Annotated in this window: 22 protein-coding genes; 9 read left to right on the top strand and 13 right to left on the bottom strand. The window is 42.9% G+C overall.

Features of this window, described 5'->3' with window-relative positions; translation table 11 throughout:
* Window positions 1–61: 61 nt before the first annotated feature.
* A complete protein-coding gene (locus EGC80_RS02810; protein WP_101033113.1) occupies window positions 62–1,528 on the bottom strand; it encodes a cytochrome C biosynthesis protein in 1,467 nt (488 codons plus the stop codon).
* Between the two features lie 295 nt (window positions 1,529–1,823).
* On the opposite strand from EGC80_RS02810, the gene EGC80_RS02805 reads away from it, so the two are divergent.
* A complete protein-coding gene (locus EGC80_RS02805) occupies window positions 1,824–2,318 on the top strand; it encodes a Spy/CpxP family protein refolding chaperone (RefSeq protein WP_101033112.1) in 495 nt (164 codons plus the stop codon).
* 203 nt (window positions 2,319–2,521) lie between these two features.
* The gene (gene fieF / locus EGC80_RS02800; protein ID WP_124013173.1) at window positions 2,522–3,391 is read left to right on the top strand and encodes a cation efflux pump FieF; all 870 of its coding nucleotides are present in this window, start codon (window positions 2,522–2,524) and stop codon (window positions 3,389–3,391) included.
* Window positions 3,392–3,549: 158 nt separating this feature from the next.
* On the opposite strand, the gene EGC80_RS02795 is transcribed toward fieF, so the two are convergent.
* The 6 genes from EGC80_RS02795 to typA form a co-directional block, all read right to left on the bottom strand.
* The gene (locus tag EGC80_RS02795; RefSeq protein ID WP_124013174.1) at window positions 3,550–4,779 is read right to left on the bottom strand and encodes a sensor domain-containing diguanylate cyclase; all 1,230 of its coding nucleotides are present in this window, start codon (window positions 4,777–4,779) and stop codon (window positions 3,550–3,552) included.
* 135 nt (window positions 4,780–4,914) lie between these two features.
* Window positions 4,915–6,327, bottom strand: coding sequence for a nitrogen regulation protein NR(I) (gene glnG / locus EGC80_RS02790; protein WP_101033109.1), 1,413 nt, complete (start codon window positions 6,325–6,327; stop codon window positions 4,915–4,917).
* Between the two features lie 36 nt (window positions 6,328–6,363).
* Complete coding sequence (gene glnL / locus EGC80_RS02785) at window positions 6,364–7,401, bottom strand: nitrogen regulation protein NR(II) (protein WP_101033108.1); 1,038 nt, start codon at window positions 7,399–7,401, stop codon at window positions 6,364–6,366.
* Between the two features lie 139 nt (window positions 7,402–7,540).
* Window positions 7,541–8,065, bottom strand: a complete 525-nt coding sequence (locus EGC80_RS02780) for a DUF4124 domain-containing protein (RefSeq protein WP_101033107.1) — start codon at window positions 8,063–8,065, stop codon at window positions 7,541–7,543.
* Between the two features lie 132 nt (window positions 8,066–8,197).
* Window positions 8,198–8,509: a pyrimidine/purine nucleoside phosphorylase gene (gene ppnP / locus EGC80_RS02775; protein WP_124013175.1), complete on the bottom strand. Its 312-nt coding sequence runs from the start codon at window positions 8,507–8,509 to the stop codon at window positions 8,198–8,200.
* Between the two features lie 309 nt (window positions 8,510–8,818).
* Window positions 8,819–10,630 carry a translational GTPase TypA gene (gene typA / locus EGC80_RS02770; RefSeq protein ID WP_101033105.1) on the bottom strand — a complete coding sequence of 604 codons (1,812 nt, stop codon included), beginning with the start codon at window positions 10,628–10,630 and terminating at the stop codon, window positions 8,819–8,821.
* Between the two features lie 479 nt (window positions 10,631–11,109).
* On the opposite strand from typA, the gene glnA reads away from it, so the two are divergent.
* The 3 genes from glnA to EGC80_RS02755 all read left to right on the top strand — a co-directional run bounded on the left by glnA (window position 11,110) and on the right by EGC80_RS02755 (window position 14,033).
* Complete coding sequence (glnA, locus tag EGC80_RS02765; RefSeq protein ID WP_124013176.1) at window positions 11,110–12,519, top strand: glutamate--ammonia ligase; 1,410 nt, start codon at window positions 11,110–11,112, stop codon at window positions 12,517–12,519.
* 288 nt (window positions 12,520–12,807) lie between these two features.
* Complete coding sequence (locus EGC80_RS22865) at window positions 12,808–13,344, top strand: type II secretion system protein (protein WP_124013177.1); 537 nt, start codon at window positions 12,808–12,810, stop codon at window positions 13,342–13,344.
* Window positions 13,345–13,562: 218 nt separating this feature from the next.
* Window positions 13,563–14,033, top strand: coding sequence for an Lrp/AsnC family transcriptional regulator (locus EGC80_RS02755; protein WP_124013178.1), 471 nt, complete (start codon window positions 13,563–13,565; stop codon window positions 14,031–14,033).
* Between the two features lie 100 nt (window positions 14,034–14,133).
* Here the strand turns inward: EGC80_RS02755 and EGC80_RS02750 are convergent, their stop codons facing one another.
* A complete protein-coding gene (locus EGC80_RS02750) occupies window positions 14,134–14,781 on the bottom strand; it encodes a DUF2959 domain-containing protein (protein WP_101033101.1) in 648 nt (215 codons plus the stop codon).
* 47 nt (window positions 14,782–14,828) lie between these two features.
* Window positions 14,829–15,053: a hypothetical protein gene (locus EGC80_RS02745; protein WP_101033100.1), complete on the bottom strand. Its 225-nt coding sequence runs from the start codon at window positions 15,051–15,053 to the stop codon at window positions 14,829–14,831.
* A gap of 105 nt (window positions 15,054–15,158) precedes the next feature.
* Between EGC80_RS02745 and EGC80_RS02740 the strand changes: the two genes are divergently transcribed.
* The 4 genes from EGC80_RS02740 (at window position 15,159) to EGC80_RS02725 (ending at window position 17,910) form a co-directional block, all read left to right on the top strand.
* Window positions 15,159–16,124, top strand: a complete 966-nt coding sequence (locus EGC80_RS02740) for a virulence factor BrkB family protein (protein WP_101033099.1) — start codon at window positions 15,159–15,161, stop codon at window positions 16,122–16,124.
* A gap of 60 nt (window positions 16,125–16,184) precedes the next feature.
* Complete coding sequence (gene dtd, locus EGC80_RS02735; protein WP_124013179.1) at window positions 16,185–16,622, top strand: D-aminoacyl-tRNA deacylase; 438 nt, start codon at window positions 16,185–16,187, stop codon at window positions 16,620–16,622.
* A gap of 50 nt (window positions 16,623–16,672) precedes the next feature.
* Window positions 16,673–17,167 carry a thioesterase domain-containing protein gene (locus tag EGC80_RS02730; protein ID WP_124013180.1) on the top strand — a complete coding sequence of 165 codons (495 nt, stop codon included), beginning with the start codon at window positions 16,673–16,675 and terminating at the stop codon, window positions 17,165–17,167.
* 149 nt (window positions 17,168–17,316) lie between these two features.
* Complete coding sequence (locus tag EGC80_RS02725; RefSeq protein ID WP_124013181.1) at window positions 17,317–17,910, top strand: FMN-dependent NADH-azoreductase; 594 nt, start codon at window positions 17,317–17,319, stop codon at window positions 17,908–17,910.
* Window positions 17,911–18,313: 403 nt separating this feature from the next.
* Here the strand turns inward: EGC80_RS02725 and EGC80_RS02720 are convergent, their stop codons facing one another.
* From EGC80_RS02720 to EGC80_RS02705, 4 genes are read right to left on the bottom strand one after another with little or no spacing between them, the layout of a single operon-like run.
* Entirely contained in the window at window positions 18,314–19,540 is a 1,227-nt protein-coding gene (locus EGC80_RS02720) for a beta-ketoacyl-ACP synthase (RefSeq protein WP_101033095.1), read from the bottom strand.
* A complete protein-coding gene (locus EGC80_RS02715) occupies window positions 19,537–20,262 on the bottom strand; it encodes a 3-ketoacyl-ACP reductase FabG2 (protein WP_101033094.1) in 726 nt (241 codons plus the stop codon). The genes EGC80_RS02720 and EGC80_RS02715 overlap by 4 nt, the downstream gene beginning before the upstream one ends.
* A 48-nt stretch (window positions 20,263–20,310) precedes the next feature.
* Entirely contained in the window at window positions 20,311–20,802 is a 492-nt protein-coding gene (locus EGC80_RS02710; protein WP_101033093.1) for a hotdog family protein, read from the bottom strand.
* Window positions 20,803–20,806: 4 nt separating this feature from the next.
* On the bottom strand, window positions 20,807–22,009 hold the full coding sequence (locus EGC80_RS02705; protein ID WP_124013182.1) for a beta-ketoacyl-[acyl-carrier-protein] synthase family protein: 1,203 nt from the start codon (window positions 22,007–22,009) through the stop codon (window positions 20,807–20,809).
* Between the last annotated feature and the right edge of the window lie 49 nt (window positions 22,010–22,058).

Raw genomic sequence — 22,058 nt, 5'->3', positions numbered from 1 at the left:
CGATCAATTAAGGTTATCGCATGCCAATATTAAATCATATCAACATTGCACAGTTTTACATTTACCCTGCTTTATTTTGCACTACGTAGCGTTTAATTCTGGCAATGATAAAGGTGAGTACAATCGATCCAAGGATCAGGCCTACCGAAAAGACTGCATTTTGCAGTGAGTTAGGATTAAAGACTAACATGCTGCCTAACCCTAACATCATAATACCTGACATCAGTTTAAGTACTTCGCCTTCTTTTTCGGTCAGTTTGCGTTTACCTAACGTCATTGAGAACACAATCACAATTACGGCAAGTGGGATAACATAAACCACATTATAAGCAATGAGGTATAAGTAACGTTGCATGGTATCGAGATCTGATAATGACAACACCGAGGTGTAAATCATCGGGAAGCCTGCGGTGCACAGTAGTTCATAGGTATTGGCTAGAATAGCCAGAATGGTTGAGCCTAAAATCATGGTGGGTAATGAACTGGCTTTAGATAATTTACCCATACGTTTTATCAGTGAACCACGATTTTCGACTGACATTGAAAGGCTAACGTCGCCGCGGCCATAGAAGTAATCTTTTATATTCACTATCGCTGCGATCAAGGCCAATACCCCTGCACAAGTGATAATGATGCCGCCATCACCGCCGCCGAGTAGTTGGAATAAATTTAACCAAGCACTCATAAATATAAAATAGATAAAGCCTGAGAAAAATACAAAAATACCGCCCACTAATAGCATACGTCTGCGGCTGCCGGCGTTAACCATAATGCTCAGTAAAAACAGTAATACGAAAAAGGCGCAGGGATTAAATGCGTCGACACCCGCTAATACTATGGTCAGTACTGGCAATGACATTTGTTCAGGATGCACTGCACCAATTAGTGGAATGTTGACAGGCTGAACCGATGGTACTGGAGTAATGTCACTGGCTTGGTCAAATGACATGCCACAAGAACCTTCGGCTTGAGGATCATCACTGTTGTCACCACAGGTTTCAAATAATGGCGTATTTTCAACTGGAGTCGCACCTAGAAAATCATCGAGCTTATCGCCAATATCAGCTTTACCACCATGACGTTGGTAGCAGTTGACTAAACGCTCTAGGATGTAACGCCCTGTGACATCATGGTTGTTATAGCCGACTACGGCCTCGCCACAAATGGCAAAGTAGGGTACCGATTTAGGTTCAATACCAGTCTGTTGGCCCATTTGCATGAGTTTATCGACATTACCGGGTTCGCTAATGGCGTAGTCGTGTAATTCAATCCAGTCAAAACGTTCGCCTAGGGCGTCAATAAAAGGGTGCGCTTCTCGACAGTGCGGGCAGGTTTTTGACCAAAAAAAGTGCAGCTTTACCGACACTTGTTGATCATGTTGGCTAACCCACAGAGGGTCGTCTGCGTTATGCATTTGAGTCGTGGTTGCTGCGGTATCTGCAGCGTCAACCGAGTTGGAAGCACTGGCACTCGGTGCCAGTAAGAAGACACTAAAAAGTAAAAGTAATGGGCCAATCAATCTGTTCATAAATAATCTCGTTAATATCGTTAATATCGCAAATATCGCTAATAATATGATTTTATGCCCTTAAATGATCGCTGTAAGTGCTAAGTCAAAATAACGTTAACTGGCTCGCATTACGGTGATATTAATATGCAAATATGCCAGCTGGATCATGAAATCGGCTGTTTAAAGTGTTAAGGGAAATATTCTTTACACAATTTTACCCAAGCATAACCCTCATTGACATTGCATTCGGTAAACTGAGTATCAAATCTGCTAAGGCAGAAAATAAATCCCATTCATACCGAGGAACTTAACAATGAAAACATCATCAATCATCAAAACGAGTTTAGTTGCCTTAGTGGCAAGTTCGGCTTTATTAGCTGGCCAGTTATATGCGGCAGACACGACTACCGATACAGAAGTAAAGACAGCGTCTATGTATCAAAAGGGTGATATGCATCATGGTCGTAAAGGGGGTATGCATAAAATGATGCATATGCTTGATTTGACTGCCGCTCAGAAAACGGATGTCAAAGCGATTATGCAAAAGTATAAAGCTAACCGCCCTGAGCGCCCAACTAAAGAGCAGCGCGCTGAGCACCGTACAGAAATGTTAGCGTTAATCACTACCGCTGGTTTTGACGAAGCAAAAGCAACTGAAATGGCTGAAATGCAGCAACAAAAGCATTTACAAAAGATGCTGACGCATTTGAAAATGCAAAACGAAATCTATCAATTATTAACGCCTGAACAGCAACAAACGTTTCAAGATCAATTTAACCTAGGTAAAGGCCACAAACCTCGCCGTTAATGGTTAATTGATACAATATCAGGTTAAACTGATAAAAGCCGTTACCTTTAGGTAATGGCTTTTTTTCATTCATGCAAGTTTGCTAATGGTCACACTTTGCATAAGACCAGCAGTTACTTTAGTAAACTTTATCCTAATTAAGCAATGAACTTGCTATAGTAAGCGCAGTTAAATCATCCGTAAAAAGAGCCGATAATTCCTTTATGAGTACCTCTTCTGAATATGACTTTTGGGTCAAATTAGCCAGCCGCGCGTCAGTGGCAACTGCGCTGTGCCTTATTGTCATTAAGTTAATCGCTTGGCTGCACTCGGGATCGGCCAGTATGTTAGGGTCATTAACGGATTCATTTGCTGATGCACTCGCTTCGATTGTTAATTTTATTGCTATTCGTTACGCCATTGTTCCCGCGGACAAAGACCATCGTTATGGGCATGGTAAAGCAGAGCCGTTAGCGTCATTAGCCCAGGCCGCCTTTATTTTGGGGTCGGCGTCATTGTTATTATTGTATGGCGGTGAAAAGTTAATTAACCCGGTTCCGGTCACCAATGCAGTGAGTGGGATTGTGGTGTCTATCATTGCGATTGTGCTGACATTTGCCTTAGTGTTGCTGCAACGACACGCTCTGGTGAAAACCAATAGTTCATTGGTTGAAGCCGATTCATTACATTATAAATCTGATTTGCTACTCAATGCTGCCGTGTTATTAGCGCTAGTATTGGCACAATATGGCTGGTGGTGGGCTGATGGTCTGTTTGCCGTATTCATAGCATTATTTATTGGCAATCAAGCGCTTGGTTTAGGTTATCGTTCAATTCAAAGCTTACTGGATCGTGAGTTAGACAACGACACTCGCGACAAGATTAAAGCGTTAGCCAAGCAAGATCCTCGCGTTCAAGGCGTTCATGATTTGCGCACACGTCAAGCGGGTAAAACCACGTTTATTCAATTGCACATGGAATTAGCCGGTGACTTGTCCTTGCATGACGCTCATGAAATAGCAGATAAAGCGGGGTTGATGATTAAAGAGGCGTTTGATGATGCTGAGGTGATTATTCACCAAGATCCGGTATAAGTTGACGAGTTCTGTCAACATTACCCGGTTGCATTAGGTTTATCTACTTAACCTCGACTCTGGTTAAAAGATGGCGGAAGTAGAGTAACGCCCAATACTTCACCTATTTCATAACCGCTTATTCTCCCGAGCTGAGTGTTATGGGTAATCAGGTAAGCTTATGCAAACACTAGCTGGTGAGTGATTTGTGATCGGGCTTGCTCTAGGGCTGTGTCTGCACGCAAAATAAGAGTGTCGATAGTGTCGTTAGCTTGCCAGTTTGATAACCCAACAGAGGCACTAAAACGAATATGCTTATCCGTAGCGGGTTCGATTAGGGCTGCATTATTGATACTATGACGAATACTCTCGGCAATTTTTAGTGCCATTTTTTTGCTGTCAGCTTGGATGATGGCAAGAAACTCATCACCACACCAGTGGGCTAATAAATCGGTATCAGCCAGCTTGCTTTGGCAATGTTGAGCAAAATGAATTAATGCTTTATCACCGATATCATGACCAAATAAATGATTAATTTGCTTTAAGTCATCTAGGCCCATTAATACACAATAAAGGTGTTCATGTACAAGGGTGCTATCGGTCATTAATTGTTGACTAAAATGTATTAGCCCTCGTCGATTAAGGGTATTAGTCAGGTAATCAGTATAGGTTTGTTTATCAAGTTTCTCTGTTAATAAATAAGACTCAGTGACATCTATCATGGTCACTTGAATCGCTGACTGCCCCTGCCAACTGATAACACTTTCCAGTAATTTTACCCACATTAAACGGCCGCTTAAATGTAAACATTTGATTTCAAAAGAGTGAGATTTTATTTTGCTCGCTAATAACACAGCGTTCGCGTCTACCCATTGCTCTTGATAGGCAGGTTCAATCACATCTAAAATTGAGGGTAGTGACATAATCGTTTGAGTATTAGGGTAACCGAATAGCTGTGCCAACGTTTGATTGCAATGCAGTGGGCTAAAGTTACGATGCACCAACACCCCTTGAATAGAGCCATTAACTAATTGTTGATAGCGATGTTCACTCTGTACTAATGCATGTTTAAGCGTGGTGGATTCGGTTAAATCAACAATCGTGACTTGCAGTGCAGGGCGCCCTTGCCATTCGACAATATGTTCAATCGTTAATACGTTGATTAGCATGCCTAAACGGTTACGATTAATGTAATTGCGTACCTGCGGCTTTTCGATACCGCTCATTAATGCGTAGTAAGTGTGTGCAGCGACGTCCTGCATTTCAGGATCGATTAACTCTAAAATACTCTTCAGCGCTAAAATATCTTGAGCTGTATTATAACCGAATATTTTTGCATAATTATCATCAGCATAGAGTGGTATAAAATCTTGATGAATAACTACACCAGAATGAGCATCAAAATCCACAATCTGTCCTTATTTGAATGTTATATTTTAGGGTAACATTTTTAGTGGATAAATATTCTAATCCTCTTGGTTATTTGCATGATTATGTGATGAATAAACGCGATAAACTATACTATTGGAGATAATGTTCACTTGTTAGTCCATTGACAGTTCTTTCAATTTACGGGTTAGGGTATTACGCCCCCAACCTAGACGCTTAGCGGCTTCTTGTTTATGGCCTTGGGTATGTCTTAGGGCTGTTTCAAGTAAAATACGTTCAAATTCAGGTTGAACTTCAGTTAATAAATCACTTTCACCAGCAGCAAGCTTTTCATCAATCCAATCGGTTAATGCGGTCTGCCAATCCGTTGCCCCAGCCGATTTTTGTTGAGCACTGATCGGATCTTTAAGTAATTCAGGAGGCAAATCTTGCGGTAAGATTTCTTGTCCAGAGGCCATTACGGTCAGCCAACGGCAAGTGTTTTCCAGTTGGCGAACATTGCCTGGCCACGGTAAATTGGCCAGTTTTACCGCGGTTTCTTTGGTGAGTATTTTTGGCTCAACGCCAATCTCTTTCGCCGCGGTGTTTAAAAAGTGATTGGCGAGTTGGGCAATGTCTTCACGGCGTTGCGATAACGGCGGTAAGTGCACTCTGATCACATTGAGGCGATGAAACAAATCTTCGCGGAAGGTGCCTTTTTGCACCAGCACCTCAAGATTTTGGTGGGTTGCAGCAATAATTCGCACATCGACTTGCACGGCTTGATGACCACCGACACGATAGAATTGCCCATCGGCAAGCACGCGCAATAATCGGGTTTGTACATCGATTGGCATGTCACCAATTTCATCTAAAAATAGGGTGCCACCATTAGCTTGTTCAAAACGACCTTGGCGCACATTAGCGGCACCGGTGAACGCACCTTTTTCATGGCCAAAGAGTTCTGATTCAATCAAATCTTTTGGGATAGCGGCCATATTTAACGCGATAAACGGTTTTTCTTTACGAGGACTGTGTTTATGCAATGCCCCTGCAACTAACTCTTTACCCGTGCCTGATTGGCCATTAATCAGCACACTAATCGATGAACGTGATAACCGACCTATTGCACGAAATACTTCCTGCATGGAGGGGGCTTCACCAATAATTTCAGGGGTTTTTATCGTTGTATCAATAACGGGTTGTGGTGTTTGTTCGGTTGCATGAGTCAGTGCACGCTCAACTAAATTAATCGCTTCATCAATATCAAATGGTTTGGGCAAATATTCAAATGCCCCCGCTTGATACGCACTCACTGCACTGTCTAAGTCTGAGTGGGCGGTCATGATGATCACCGGGATATGCGGGTAATGCAGTTGTAAGCGATCAAGCAAGGTTAAACCGTCAGTACCCGGCATACGGATGTCTGACACAATAACTTGAGGTTGTGATGCTTCTAAAGCTTGCCATAATGATTCTGCAGCAGCAAAACTGGCCGTTGATAGCGATGCGCCTTTAAGGGCTTTTTCGAGTACCCAACGGATCGAACTATCATCATCGAGGATCCAAACTTGTTCACTAATGTTCATGTTACTACCTCATTCTGCCTACAAAGGGCATGCTAGTTATTGTAATGGCAGGTTAATAATAAATTCGGTATGGCCTGGTGCCGAAACACAATCAATGCGACCGCCGTGTAATCGGGCAATGTTATGTGCAATGGATAATCCTAACCCTGAACCCTCGTCACGACCGGTGACCATAGGGTAGAAAAGGGTATCGATTAACTCGCAAGGAATACCGGGGCCGTTATCAATAATGGATAAGGCAAGTACTACTTTATAACGCTGTGTCCCAATGGTGACCTGATGTTGGGTGCGAGTCCGAATGACAATATCACCGCCACAGTGTTCTAACGCTTGTATCGCATTTTGGACAATATTCAATACTGCTTGCTGCATTTGATCTGGGTCCATCTGAATATCTGGAATCGATGGATCATAATCTCGTTTTAAGCAGATATTGTCTGGCAGTGCCATTTCGACTAACTTAAGCACTTTTTGAATCACTTGATGGATATTGTGTTCAGCATGTTGCGTTGGTCGTTGTGGGCCAAGTAAACGGTCGACTAAATTACGCAATCTATCTGCTTGTTCGATAATCAGACTGGTAAATTCTTTTAATTCGGGCGAGTCGAGCTCTCGCGATAACAACTGCGCAGCGCCTCTAAGGCCGCCCAGTGGGTTTTTAATTTCATGGGCTAAGTTACGTACCAAAAACTGTGCAGCTTGCTGTTGGGCGTCCATATTAAGCTGCTGATGAATGCGCCGTTGTTGGTCGACTTGACGTAGTTCTAAGATGCTGAGGTTATTGTCATTTTCAATAGGCATCAAGGTGATATCAATAGTGTGGTGCTGACCATCTAGGGTAATTAATGCGGCGGTATTGACCGTGAGTCCTTGGCCAGCATTAATGGCATCGCGTAGTAATTGTGGATCAACCCCCATGAGTTGATAAAGCTCGGGAAGCGTCTGTTCGAGTAGCTTATGATTACCGACTCCCAATAATTGTGCGGCCGCGGCATTGGCATAGCACGGCTTGAGCTCGTTATTAATAACAAGCACCGCGGTGACTAAATGATTGAGAAGGTTATTTGTGTCCATTAGCCGTCCTAGTATAAGGTTGCACCATCATGATGCACCACATTGGTGCATTACACAACCCGGTACACACAAGCACTCTCTAAGATAAAAAGCCAGAAATAATCTTGTAAGCTAATGAATGAAATGGTTTTTATCTTAACTATTTAGACTTTTTTGCAGGTCCAAATACTGATGCTTGGTGAAGGAATATCTTTCTAGGAGAGCTTGATGCAAGGACTTTGCCGCTTTGTGTTACAGCATTAACAACAAGAGAATGTTCACCTCGATTAATGCCCGTTAATTGGAACACTGGCGAAACTTGTGGTTGAGCAATGATGACCCCATCGATTAATAATGTCAGCAACACCCCTCGAGGTAACTCGGGCGCAACGCTAGCAGACACGGTAAAATTACCGTTATTATCACGGACAGTGGCTTCTTGTTGAGGGGAGGTAATCGAGATAGTGTAGTTAATTTGAGTTTCTGTTGTAGGCGTTACATTGAGTTTTTTAGGTATATTAATCGTTATATTATTTTGCGTGTTTTCATTTAGATCAATAGCTTCAGCATTATTTTTGGGTTCATCTGAGTAATGCACTTTGCCATTTTCATCTACCCAACGGTATACCGTCGCAAGGCTTTGGGCACTCAATAATAGTAAACCAATAAGTATGATAAGGCGCATGATGCACTCCATAAAACGATAGTTTCAATAGAGTAGACGTTTTTAAAGAAAAAATCAGCTTAAACTGTTTTGATTAAGCTGAATATAAGCGGGCAATATTAAGCCGCTATTGTTTATTTAGGTGCAACAACACTAGATGTATTGGCAGCAGTATTCTGAAATTTGTGCCGTACGGAGACTGAAGCTCACGTTTGGTGCAAGTTCAAACTGGCTGCCTGTAGCGTATATAACCCACTCAGTTTGACCCGGTAATAACACGTCAAACTCGCCAGAAATGACCTGCATTATTTCGCCTTGAGCAGTGGAGAACTCATATTCACCAGGCAATACAACACCCAGAGTTTGTTTACTTCCATCTGCTAACACTACGCTTCTACTGATCACTTTACCGTTAAAATGTACATTGGCTTTTTTAGCGACGCTTACCTGTTGCAACATACTCATATGTTCTCCCTAAAAATGATATTGATTTCAATCTATCTGCGTTTACGTAAAATATCTAGTTAAATATTTTCATCTTGTATCGCTAGAGTCGCTTCGCTGCTAGGGCGTGACTTCGTCACTGCTAGAGTTGCTTAGCTGCTAGGCTGTTGACTTTATAGCCTCTAGCCGCGAAGCGTACTAGCAGCGCAGCGTTCTAGGCTCTTTCGCTTTTAGCCTGTATATACTAGGCAACAAAAAGCCCAGATGCAGGCATCTGGGCTTTTTAGGTATCAAGAGTAGCAAATGTAATCTGCTACAGTTTAATACTGATTAACTGCGGTTATGACGCTTACGTTCGTTTTCAGTTAAGTATCTCTTACGAACACGAATATTCTTAGGAGTCACTTCAACTAATTCATCATCATCGATGAACTCAAGAGCTTGCTCAAGAGTCAGTGTAATCGGAGTCGTCAATACTTGCGCTTCATCAGTACCTGATGCGCGCATGTTAGTTAGCTGCTTACCTTTGAGACAGTTTATTGTCAAATCGTTAGAGCGAGCATGGATACCAACTACTTGACCTTCATACACTTCAGCCGCGTGGCCAATAAACAAACGACCACGGTCTTGTAAAGTAAAGAGTGCGAACGTTAGTGACTTACCTGTTCCGTTTGAAATCATTACGCCGTTAGCACGTTGACCAATATCGCCACCTTTGTGTGGACCGTAGTGATCAAATGAATGATAAATTAGACCAGTACCCGATGTTGAGGTTAAGAACTCAGTTTGGAAACCAATCAAACCACGGCTTGGGATAATAAAGTCAATACGAACACGACCTTTACCATCAAGCTGCATATCTTTCATTTCAGCTTTACGAATACCTAATTTTTCAATTACGGTACCTTGATGACCTTCTTCAACGTCAACCGTTACTGTTTCGTAGGGTTCATGTAGCTCACCATCGACGGTTTTCAGAATAACTTCTGGACGCGATACAGCTAATTCGTAGCCTTCACGACGCATGTTTTCAATTAAAATCGATAAGTGTAATTCACCACGACCTGATACACGGAAACGATCTGGACTGTCAGTTTCTTCAACACGAAGTGCGACGTTGTGAACTAATTCAGTCTGTAAACGCTCAAGAATGTTACGTGAAGTCACATACTTACCTTCTTTACCCGCGAACGGAGAAGTGTTTACTTGGAACGTCATTGTTAGTGTAGGTTCATCAACAGTTAACGGCGGCATTGCCTCTACGGCACCCACTGCACAGATAGTGTCAGAGATCTTAAGCTCGCCTAAACCGGTAATCGCAACGATGTCACCCGCATTGGCAATGGCAACTTCATTACGTTCTAGACCCATATAACCTAATACTTGGCCCATTTTACCGTTACGAGTCTTACCGTCAGCGCCAATAATAGTCACTTGTTGGTTAGTCTTAACGTTACCACGGGTAATACGGCCAATACCGATAACACCCACGTATGAGTTATAATCGATTTGAGAAATTTGCATTTGGAACGGCGCTTCCGCATCCGCGTCAGGGAAAGCTACTTTCTCAACGATAGTTTGAAACAGCGGCGTCATATCATCGCTAGCTACATCTGGATCTAACGTTGCAAAACCATTTAATGCAGAAGCATAAACGATTGGGAAATCTAATTGTTCGTCAGTGGCACCTAAGTTAACGAATAAATCGAATACTTGGTCAATAACCCAATCTGGACGAGCACTTGGACGGTCAATTTTGTTGATAACAACAATTGGCTTAAGGCCTTGAGCGAAGGCTTTCTTGGTTACAAAGCGAGTTTGTGGCATTGGACCATCAACTGCGTCAACCAACAATAATACTGAATCGACCATAGATAGAACACGTTCTACTTCGCCACCGAAATCGGCGTGGCCAGGAGTATCTACGATGTTAATACGGTAGTCGTTCCACTGGATGGCAGTATTCTTTGCCAGAATGGTGATCCCACGTTCTTTTTCAAGATCGTTAGAATCCATAACCCGCTCAGTAGCTTCTCCACGAGATGCAAGGGTTCCTGACTGCGCCAACATTTTGTCTACCAGGGTTGTTTTGCCATGGTCAACGTGGGCAATAATGGCGATGTTACGTAAATTCTCTAGCACGGATAAACCTCTAAACCATCAAAAAAAAAAGGGAGCTAACAGAAGCTATTTATTATTACAGCTACTGTAAAAAAGCGTGCCATTCTACTTCACAGCAGCTTTTGTAGATAGGATTATTTTTGAACACATGTAAATCTTTCGTTTACTAAGCCTCAAAAAACAGTATAAAACGTTTATATATTAAACATAATCGAGGTGTGATGCAAAATGTGGCATGATTAAAACACCAGCATTAACATGACGCACTATTATGGACTTTTGCACTATGATGAAACATAGTAATGCACGTCATTGGTGCAAAATCATAATTTAGAAGATGAGGGAACGTTCTCATCTTCATAAAATCAACTAGTTAACGAACTGGCATGAATATCGCTTCACTGCTGTTATTATGTAAATATTCGTTTTGCAGATGCATTATCTGGCGAATACCAAGATTATATTAAGGGACAACCCTTTACCCTACCGGAGGCTTGAGAATGTCAGTTGAATCAGTTTTAAAACAACTAGAAGAGTTAGAAGTTAAGTTTGTAGACTTACGCTTTACCGACACTAAAGGTAAAGAGCAGCACGTTTCTATCCCATCTCACCAAGTAAATGAAGATTTCTTTGAAGACGGCAAAATGTTTGACGGTTCTTCAATTGTAGGTTGGAAAGGCATTAATGAATCTGACATGGTGTTAATGCCAGATCCAACGACTTTTGTGTTAGACCCTTTCACGGAAGAAACGACCGCACTTATTCGTTGTGATATTTTAGAACCGGGTACCATGACAGGTTATGATCGCGATCCTCGTTCTATTGCCCAAAAAGCCGAACAGTATCTTATTTCTACTGGCATTGCTGATACCGTATTGATTGGTCCAGAGCCTGAATTCTTCATATTTGACGATGTCCGTTTTGGTACTGATATGTCAGGTTGTTTCGTGAAGATTGACGCTAAAGAAGCTTCATGGAACTCAGCTAAAAGCTATGAAGAAGGCAACACCGGTCATCGTCCAATGGTGAAGGGGGGTTACTTCCCAGTTGCGCCAGTTGATTCGTCACAAGACTTACGCTCTGCAATGTGTTTAGTACTTGAAGAAATGGGTCAAGTGGTTGAAGCGCATCACCACGAAGTGGCCACAGCTGGTCAAAATGAAATCGCAACACGATTCAATACATTGACTAAGAAAGCTGACGAAATTCAAATCCTTAAGTATGTTGTTCATAACATGGCTCATGCTTATGGCAAGACAGCGACATTTATGCCAAAACCAATCGTGGGTGACAACGGCAGTGGCATGCACGTGCATCAGTCTTTAGCTAAAGACGGGGTAAACTTATTCGCTGGTGATAAGTATGCTGGTTTGAGTGACCTTGCGCTTTACTACATTGGCGGCATCATTAAGCATGCTCGTGCATTGAATGCATTCACTAACCCAAGCACAAACTCTTACAAGCGTTTGGTACCGCATTTTGAAGCGCCTGTGATGCTTGCATATTCTGCACGTAACCGCAGCGCGTCAATTCGTATTCCAGTGGTACCAAGCCCTAAAGGTCGTCGTATCGAAGCGCGTTTCCCTGATCCACATGCCAACCCATACTTAGCGTTTTCGGCATTGCTAATGGCCGGTCTTGACGGTATTCAAAACAAGATCCACCCAGGTGAAGCAATGGACAAAGATCTGTATGACTTGCCTGCTGAAGAAGCGGCTGAGATCCCACAGGTTGCGACTTCATTAGAAAACGCACTTGAAAATTTACAAGCGGACCATGAGTTCTTGACTAAAGGTGGCGTGTTCAGCGAAGACTTTATCCAGTCTTATATTCAGCTTAAAACAGCAGAATCTGAACGTGTAGCGCGTACGACTCATCCGCTTGAGTTTGAAATGTATTACAGCTTGTAATTCTTGAATCGAATTGCATAGGTAAGCAAGTAATAGAAAAACCCGGTAATTGATTATCGGGTTTTTTTGTTTCTGAGCTAAAAAAGATAACAAGTTTATTAAGTTGTTGTGGCGGCGGTTGCATTTATAGACAGATGTGCATAATGTATTGCCGATAGAAAATAAGCTCCTTTTATTCACCTAATTAATCGACTCAGCTCGCCTACTAATCCGAGTTGAGGTTAACTAACGTTATAAAAGGGATATAGAGACAGTATCCTATTTGGCTTAAGGAAATTTGGGTTGAGGGTGACAAGCGTAGTAAACCATGGGCATTTTTCGTGGCGTAAACAGCAAGGTTTTACCTTAATAGAACTTGTTGTGGTAATTATTATTTTAGGCATTCTTGCTGTTATGGTCGCGCCCCAATTTATAGGGTTAAAAAGCAATGCTTATGCGAGCACGATGCAAGGCGTAGCTGGTGCAATTAACAGCAGTAAAACATTGGTTTATTCAGCTTGCACAATCAGTACTGATTGTGATGAAACGGCGGCAGCAGGTACGGGTAATGGCCTTGGTAACAGTCTGATTGTACTGGGCCAATCAATCACCTTAGCTTATGGATATCCGCGCCATACTGGTGCTGGAATAGCTCGAATGACCAATATTGCCGACATCAGTGATGGTGGTGAGTTTATTTTAACAACCTATACCGATTCTGGACGTTCAGGTCTTCGTATTCGGCCTAACGCAGAATATGCCGCCAATAAATGTGAAATTCGTTATTCCCAGCCTCAGGCCGTGGGTCAAACTCCGCTAGTTGAAGTGTATATTGATCAGTGTTAGCGCCTGCTAAACTCAGACATATAGTTACTTTTATCTCTATTATTGTGACGCTATCAATGTGATTGTGGTTGATGTTGTGCAGTTTCTAGACTCTATAGAGCAAAAGTGTGACAGACCATCTCATTGAATAAATTGATAGTGTGGTAAATTTGTAGAGGATTTCACTCATAAATATGATATTTATAACACTAATCACTCACTAAAAAGCGACTTGTTCAATGGATAAGAAAGACCTCAAGCTATTAGAAATCTTACAACGTCAGGGCCGAATGGCTATTTCTGAATTAGCCGATAAGGTTAATATGTCAGATACTCCTTGTTTACGACGAGTAAAAAAGCTTGAACAAGATAAAGTGATTTTGGGTTATGGTGCGCAGGTTGATCCTCTTAAAGTGGGGTTGAATATTGTGGTTTATACCTCGGTACGCTTAACAGAACATACTGATCAGTCGACAGCATTATTTGAATCAACCATGGCACCACTACCTCAAGTGATGGAATGTGCTGTGATAACCGGAGCCTATGATTATTTGCTCAAAATAGTCGCCAAAGACCTAGTTTCCTATGAACAATTTATCAAGAAATCACTCGGTAACCTCAAGTTTGTCGCCAGCATTGAAACTACAGTGGTTTTGAAGCAAATATTTAGCCGTACGGCTTTACCTGTGGACCAGTCGCCGATTGACTAAGCACATTACTATAAATCCCCAAAAGCAGCTCCTAGGCCGTCATAGACTATAACAGCATAGGTTACCGCTAAGGGCGTTACTTGATATAGGTAGGTAAGGTTTAACCTTGTTCCATTGAGGCAATAAACTGATTCGATTCGGCAATCGATTTGTTCATTTCGTTAATCAGGCTGGAAATATCCGTCTGTAAATTGGCAAATTCGCCTTTAATTGCGCCAATGGCTTGTGCGTTTAGGTTATGTTTTAAATACAGCATATTGTCTTTCATCGCGGTTAAAATCGGTGGCATTTTGGCTTCTGCCCGACGCATACTTTTGACTAGCGAGTAATATGACCGCTTGGTCTTGTTGAGCGTATTGGTGCTGTTACGGCGTAAACTGGCTTTACTTATCTCTTCGATTTCAGTTTGCCATTCGTCAAATAATGCTTCAGCGACATCTTCAACTTTTTCAATACGGCGACTGACTTCATCTGCCGCTGACTGCGCAGATTCATACTCATCTTTTGCTTTGTTATAGGCATCGTCTAAATCACCACCATCAAACGCCAATAGAGCCTGCATTTCTTCCAAAGCAGAACTAAATTGCTCCTGAGCTTCTTGTTGCGACTCTTTAGCACTTTGCACTCTATCGACCATGATGTCGCGCTTGTGATAGCCAACTTTTTCCATTGCACCGTAATAGGCACTTTGACAGCCGCTCAACAGTAAACTGCTACTTAATAGCGCCAGTGATATCCATTTTTTCATCAATGTGTCTCTTTTATTGTCTGAGGCGAAAAGTGACCTCGTTGAGGTTAACTGCCTGATTTAAATTTTGCTGCGTCGATGATGCTCCATAAATGGAATAAACCACCGATAATGGCTGGGATGACCAACACAAAAAAGAAATAGCAAACGGCAGTAATGCAGAAGAATAACAAAGCCGCTAAAATACGCCCTTGTAAAAGCTGACCTAAGCCCGGGAAAAAAAAACTAGCGACAGCAGCGAGCACATTGCCCGCCGAACCTTGTTGTGACATCAATTTGCTCCATTGTTCGATGACTAATATGTTATAACATTGTACGAAGTTAGTGACTGAATACAAACGTTATCTCCCCTAACGTGGCAAGAAAGAAGGATTATTATGCCCAAAAAGTTTGATTACAGCCCGATTGTGGCTTTTTTTAGCGGGGTTTGGCAGTTTCTACGCCATCTCAAACAACGGCTTACTGAAGACCAAATCAATATACGAGCAGGTCATTTGGCTTATGTGACCTTGTTGTCACTGGTGCCTATGGTGGCCGTTACTATGTCTATGCTATCTGCGTTTCCGGTGTTTAAAGGCATTCGCGGTAATATTGAAGGATTTATTTATAATAATTTTATACCTGCTGCGGGTGATACGGTTCAAGTGCATATTAATGAGTTTGTGGCCAATGCATCTAAAGGGACCTTTGTGGGTATTGTTGCGTTAGTGTTCGTTGCCATTATGCTGATTTCTGCTATCGACAAAGCACTGAATAACATTTGGCGGATCACTGAACAGCGCTCTTACGTGGTGTCATTTTCGATGTACTGGATGGTATTGACGCTTGGCCCTGTTCTTATTGGTGCAAGTTTGCTGGCAACCTCATATGTGGTGTCATTAGAGGTGGTGACGGGTAGTGAGTTGTCTGGATTAGTTCCGAGGATTATTGAGCGTCTGCCATTGCTGTTTTCTGTTGCATCGATATTGCTTTTATATATGGTCGTGCCGAATAAGAAAGTGCATTTTTTACATGCCTTATTGGGGGCCATTGTTGCGGCGGTATTATTTGAAGCGGGTAAAAAAGGCTTTGCGTTTTACGTGACTCAATTTCCGAGTTATGAAGCCATATATGGTGCGCTGGCAGTGATCCCTATTTTGTTTGTATGGGTGTATTTATCGTGGATTATTGTATTACTTGGGGCAGAAATTACTGCGGCATTACCAGAATATTTAGGCAGTTTGGCTGTTATCGCTGACGACCTAAAAGCCGAAATATTTACTGAGCCTAAAGATGATCATATTAATAATGTGGATGATCAGCGGGTGGTGAGTAAATCGGTATCGTCATCTGATAAGTATTAGGAGTGATCGTGATTAGTTTATCCAATAATTGTCACCCAATAGTCTATTTTTAGGGCCGTTATGATTGCATTAATTCAACGTGTTAAACGCGCATCCGTCTCGGTAGATAGCACGATAGTCGGCAAAATTGACCAAGGCTTGTTAGTATTACTAGGTGTAGAGCGTGAAGATAATATTGAGAAAATGGTTAAGCTAGCCACAAAAGTCATTCGTTATCGGGTGTTTAGTGATGAAAATGGCAAAATGAATCTTAATCTGGCACAAGTCGCCGGACAGTTACTGGTGGTGTCACAATTTACCTTGGTAGCCGATACCGATAAAGGCTTAAGGCCCAGCTTTTCGAGCGCAGCAACCCCTGAGCAAGCCGATCGTCTCTATCAGGCGTTTGTGGACTATTGTCGTCAACAAGGGGCCATTACTGAAACCGGCCAATTTGGTGCAGAGATGCAGGTTGAGTTGGTCAATGACGGTCCTGTGACCTTTAATTTACAAGTATAAAGTGTATCTGTTGTGTATGGTCCACTCGTTGTCATCAGAGGGATATTGCTATGTTCGATTTGTCATTGACCGAAGCACAATCAGATGCCGAGGTCAGCGCATTATTACAGACTTTGTGTGAAACTTGGCACAATACCATCCCTGCCAGTAAGTTTATGCAGATTACACCAGTATTGTTTAATGGTGATAGCTTACAGGTCACAGCGCCTATTGCTCCCAACATTAATTTACATCACACCATGTTTGCGGGCAGCATCTATACCTTAATGACATTAACCGGATGGGGAATGGTGTGGTTACAGCAGCAATTATCTCAAGCACATGGCGACATTGTATTAGCTGATGCGAAAGTAAGGTATTTAAAACCGGTTACTAAACAGCCTTATGCCAAAGTCATTTGGCCTTATACCGATTTGACTCCATTAACCCGTGGTCAGCTAGTGAAAATCACCTTAGAAGTGGCTCTGTATTGTGATGAGATTATGTGCGCCACGTTTACCGGACAATTTGTATCGTTTCCGCCAAAGATTGTTAGCTCAGAGTAGATAATTAATGGACGGGTATTACTTTCTATTTTATCGAACGTAACTGCAAAATTATTGCGCTATTTTTCTTTTTTATAGATCAATATACTCATTTCATTGGTCAGGCGCATAGCCATGTGACCCAACAAACAGATGGGTGAGAATTAACAATGGCAAAAGTATTAATTTTAAAATCAAGCATTCTAGGCAGTTATTCACAATCTTCAGCATTAGTGGACTATTTACATCAGCAATGGAGCCGTAAAGGTGCGCAGATCACCGTGCGTGATTTAGGCAGCCAACCCGTGCCAATGTTAGATGGTGAACTTGCTACAGGTTTACGCGGTGGTGAGGATCTTTCTGAGCGTCAATTATCAGCACTCGCGCTATCGAACGAATTAGTGGCTGAAATTAAACAGCATGACAGCATTATTATTGCAGCGCCCATGTACAATTTCACCATTCCTACGACGTTAAAAAATTGGATTGATTTCATCGCTCGTGTAGGTGTGACGTTTAGTTATACTGCAACAGGACCGGTTGGCTTAATTGAAGGTAAGCGGGCGATTATTGTTACCACTCGCGGTGGCGTCCACAAAGATGGTGCAACTGACCATGTGGTGCCTTACCTAACGACATTATTAGGTTTTATTGGGATTAACAATGTGGAAACGATTTATGCAGAAGCCTTAAATATGGGCCCTGATGCTGCAGAAGCCGGCATTAGCCAAGCTAAGCTTGCTATCGATGAACTTTCACTTTAATTAATTCATACCCAAACGACCTCGAAATGCAGGATTGTGCATGTCCATAAGTGACAGAGTTCAAGGGTCTAAGAATAGGGCGCCTGCGGCTGCTAGAGCGAGCTTCGGTCTGCTAGGGACAGCTTCGCGGCTAAGATTTTATAGCATCTAGCCGCGCAGCGTCCTAGAACCTTGGAATAGTGATATTAAAAAGGGAATAACCATTCTCTTCAATCACTGACTTGTTCAGTTATCCTACGGGAGCCCTGAAACGAGCATGTTGAAGTGGCTTGGGTATATACCGTTACTTAAATAAAGTTCTCTGCTTAAAAACTTAACGCTTAATGAGACTTTAACGTTTCATTAAGCGTTTTTTTATGTCGGATTTTACTCTTATTGGCAAATTACTGACTCCCCGTTGCCATTAATGCCAGCGTTTAAAAATCAATGAAGTATTAATGCCCCCAAAGGCAAAATTATTGCTCATGACATAGTCTGTATCGATAAGGCGGATATCGTCTTTAATGTAATCGAGCGGGGCGCATTGTGGGTCAATATTGGTGAGGTTGAGTGTTGGCGCAAACCAGCCTTCGTTCATCATTTCAATACTGGTCCACGCTTCCAATGAACCACAGGCACCTAAGGTATGACCGGTGTAACTTTTTAGTGATGAAATCGGCGTATTCGTGCCAAATACAGCATGGGTAGCGGCGGTTTCAGCGATGTCACCGCGATCGGTTGCGGTGCCATGGGCACTAATATAACCAATGTCTTGTGGCGTTAACGCGGCATCTTTTAAGGCTAAACGAATCGCCACTTCCATGGTTTTTGCATTGGGTTGGGTCACGTGTTGTCCATCTGAATTGGTTCCAAAACCAACCAGTTCAGCATAAATTTTGGCGCCACGGGCTTGAGCGTGCTCAAGCTCTTCTAATATAAGAGTACAAGCACCTTCACCTATCACTAAACCATCACGTTGACTGTCAAATGGGCGTGGTGTTTGAGCTGGCGTATCATTTTTGGTGCTGGTAGCAAACAAAGTATCAAATACCACAGCTTCGGTAGGACAAAGTTCTTCAGCGCCACCCGCTAACATAATGGTTTGCATACCATATTTAATCGCTTCATAAGCGTAGCCAATACCTTGGCTCGCAGAAGTACATGCACTGCTGGTAGTATGGACTCGGCCTTGTAAGCCAAAAAACACGCCAATATTTACGGCCGTAGTGTGGGCCATCATGCGGATATAGCTGGTAGCGGTTAACCCTGACATATCGCCGGTTTTTAACATATCGCCAAATCCCATTATCGGATCGGTACTGCCAGTTGATGAGCCGTAAGCCACGCCTACTTGGCCAGAGTTAACAATAGGATCATTTAACAGACCAGCATCTTCAAGCGCGAGTTCACTGGCGCGAGTGGCCATCATGGAGACTCGCCCCATTGAGCGAATTTTTTTACGTGAATAGTGTTTAGGGAGAACAAACTCGGTCACAGGCGCGGCAAGGCGAGTATTTAACCCTGGGTAGCGATCCCATTCATCCATTTGAATGACGCAGTTATGTTTAGCGAGTAGGCTGGCTTTAATTTGCGCCCAGTCCTGACCCAATGCACAAATTCCCCCCATGCCTGTAACGACAACACGCTTCATATCATGCCTCCGTTAACTGAAATCACTTGGCGTGTAATATAGGCGGCATCGTCTGACAATAAAAAGTTAGCAAGGCCGGCTATTTCACTGGGTTTACCCATGCGCTTCATCGGCACCATTTGGTTGACCATATCGGTTGAAATGTCCGTCACCATGTCGGTTTCAATTAGCCCTGGGGCGATACAATTAACGGTGATTTTTCGTTTTGCCAACTCAAGTGATAGGGCTTTGGTTGCACCAATAATCCCCGCTTTTGAGGCGCTGTAATTCACTTGACCACGGTTACCTGCGATGCCTGACACTGAGGCGAGAGTGATAATACGTCCGCCTTTACGAGCTTGAACCATAGGCATAACCGTAGGATGAATAACATTATAAAAACCATCAAGGTTAGTGTGAATGACACTGTCCCATTCGTGTTCAGTCATGGCTGGAAAAGCGGTGTCGCGGTTGATACCTGCATTGAGAATAACGCCATAATAGGCTCCGTGTTCGGCAATGTCAGTTTCGATAGCAAGCTTAACTGCCTGACGGTCAGCAATATCAAATTGCAGTAAACTGACCTGAATACCCAGATCTAATAAGCTTTTTTGTACTTGTGCGGCGGCAACATGATTGCTGTGAAAGTGCAGCGCAATATCAAAACCATTCTCGGCTAATTTAATTGCGATGGCTTTGCCTATTCCTCGGCTTGAACCGGTAACTAATACTCTATTATTCAAAATGTCTCTCCGTGATTGATTCGAGGAACTCAAATGGGGATAAAAAGGTTAGTTATTAACTTGGCTGTTATTAATATAGGTTTGGGTATCTTGGGGTTGAAATACATTGACATTGGCTTGTGCCACTAAGGTATCTTGATGATAAATATGGCAATCAAATACCGCTAACCCCGACTCTTCTTGATATAACCTGGTGACTTGAGTGCGATAAGACTCACCTAAGGTAAACGTGTCTATGTGCATTTGTAGCTTGCGAGTGCCGAGTAAAAAACCGACTCGGATACCTTCGTGATCGAGTCGTGCCTCTACACCGGCTAATGCTGCAATGCTTTGGGCCATATATTCGATGCCCACGTAATTAGGAACACCATTGAGTTGGCGGTCAAAATAGGCACTGTCTGGGCGAATATGGGTTTCAGTGATCAAGCTGTCTGGATAGTGCTCTAACAGGTTATCAATCAAGATCATCGGCGCGCGATGCGGAATAAAAGTACTGATGTCTTGCGCTAACATAGCGGCATTTGCTGTGCGTGTTGGCATGAAACTAGGCATCCTTTCGACAAAAAATCAGGCTGGCATTACTGCCACCAAAGGCAAATGAATTACTCATAATGAAATTGAGCTGACTTAACCCAGTATTACTGTTGGCATTGACCAGCGCTATGTGCGGGTCGTTATCATCAAACTGACCATCCCAGATATGAGGTGGTAGGCGCTTGCTATGATTAAGTGGACTTAATAATAAATAGCAAAAAGCGGCCTCAATCGCACCCGCAGCCCCTAAGGTATGACCGGTAAGCGGTTTGGTTGAACTGCATGGGGGTAATGATTGGCTAAATACTGCTGTTATGGCTCGTGATTCCATCGCATCATTTTTAGGGGTAGCGGTGCCATGTAGATTGACATAATCAATTTGCTGCGGCGAAATATTCGCCGCGGTTAAGGCTTGTTGCATGGCGGCAATCGCGCCTGTTCCTTCTGGGTGTGGTGCCGAAATATGATGTGCATCGGCAGACTCACCAACCCCGGCCAACATCACCTCACTTTGACCACGTTCTAAGGTAAATAACGCCGCGCCTTCACCAATGTTAATTCCATCTCGATGGCGACTGAACGGATTACAATGGCCTTTGGATATGGATTCTAATGCGGCAAAGCCATTAACGGTTAACTGACACAAACTGTCTACGCCGCCAACAATCACCATATCGCAGAGATCTGCATTGAGTAATCGCTGTGCACTGGCAAACACTTTGGCGCTCGATGAACACGCAGTCGAGACGGTATAACAAGGGCCAGAGAGTGCAAATAACTGCTTTAGATAATCACTGGTACTGCCCAATTCCTGTTGCGAGTAATGGTAGCTCGGGGGAAAATGCCCATGTTCAAGTTGGTATTTTAACGCGGCTTCGCCTTTGGAAATACCCGAGGTGCTTGTGCCTAACACCACCCCGATACGATCTGCCCCAAAACGTTGTTTGGCTTGTGCTATCGCAGGGACGAGTTGTTGTGCCGCGGTATTTAATAAGCGATTATTACGACACGTAAACAGACTTAAATGATCAGCAATATCGATTAAGCGTGTCTCATCGATGCAACCCACTATGGTAGGGGCATTGAACAATAGATTATCGCGCCATTGCATGGCACTGATATCACCCTTAATGAGGCGTGGCAGCACCTCTTCTGGCGAGTTCCCTAAAGGTGTACACAATCCGATGTGAGTTATTGCTATGCGACTATTCATACTTGGTTTTATGGCCTATTTATTACTGTCTGTTTATGACTAGGGTAGA

The organism is Shewanella psychromarinicola (genome assembly GCF_003855155.1).
Classification (GTDB): Bacteria; Pseudomonadota; Gammaproteobacteria; order Enterobacterales; family Shewanellaceae; genus Shewanella; species Shewanella psychromarinicola.
The sequence above is the reverse complement of the archived record's forward strand: the minus strand, read 5'-3'. Positions and strand labels throughout refer to the sequence as shown.